Annotated in this window: 1 pseudogene; it reads right to left on the bottom strand. The window is 47.8% G+C overall.

The window, feature by feature from the left end:
* A pseudogene (locus CBI30_RS10995) lies at window positions 1-1,017 on the bottom strand (IS3 family transposase); the annotation flags it as partial.

The following is a 1,017-nucleotide window of genomic DNA, read 5'->3' as shown; positions in this document are numbered from 1 at the left end:
GTAGTCCTTAAGCTCCGTTTTAAATGATTGAACATCTGAGAACTTCTTTTGGTAGAAGAACTCGGTTTTCATAATCCCAAACCAGTTTTCCATGACTGCGTTATCCAGACAGTTTCCTTTTCTAGACATGCTTTGGCTAAGACCTTGTACCTTCAAAGCCTGTTGATAAATCCCCATTTGGTATTGCCAGCCTTGGTCTGAGTGCAATACCGGTTGAGGCTGGCTGCATCCTCTAAGACGTTTAAATGCCACTTTTAGCATCTCCATCACCATGCTCACTTGTGGTCTATCGGTAATCGTATAAGAGATGATCTCTTGGTTATACAGATCCAATATTGGCGAGAGGTAAACCTTCTCGCCTTTAATATTGAACTCAGTGACATCGGTGACCCACTTTTGATTGGGCTTGTTAGCTGCAAAGTTACGCTGCAGTAGATTGGGGGCTGTTTTACCAATAGCGCCCCTATAGGACTGATAGCGCTTAGGGCGCACGGTGGATTTAAGCCCCAGTTGCCCCATCAGCCTTTGCACTGTCTTGGGGTCAAGGTAATGCTGCTCATTGCGTAATGCCAAATGAACACGTCGATAGCCATAGCGCCCCTTGTGCCGGTGGAAGATCTGATGGATCTGCGCCTTCGCCTCAAGATGGCGATCTGCTTTACTAAGGGCACTCGCCTGGTAGTAATAGACACTTCTAGGCATCCCAGCCATCGCCAAGATGGCTGGTAACCGGTATTTTTGCCTTAACCCCGTAATTACTTGGACTTGTTCTTGCTTGCCAAGTGCTTTTGCTGGGCTAAGGCTTCGAGCTTTTTTAGGTAATCGGTCTCCATCCTGCGGTACTCAAGCTCTTGCATGAGCTCATCTGGAGTCATCTGAGTCACTGGCTTATTGGTTGGGGTGAACGGTTTGAAGGGTTTGGGCATGGGAGCTCGTCCTTTAGGCTTAGCTTGCAAGGCTGCAAGACCACCTTCATTGTAGTAGTTTTTGTCCATCTCCCAAGGGTGGCAGGAGAGG

The organism is Polynucleobacter aenigmaticus (assembly GCF_002206635.1).
GTDB lineage: Bacteria > Pseudomonadota > Gammaproteobacteria > Burkholderiales > Burkholderiaceae > Polynucleobacter > Polynucleobacter aenigmaticus.
This window is presented reverse-complemented; position numbering and strand designations above follow the sequence as displayed.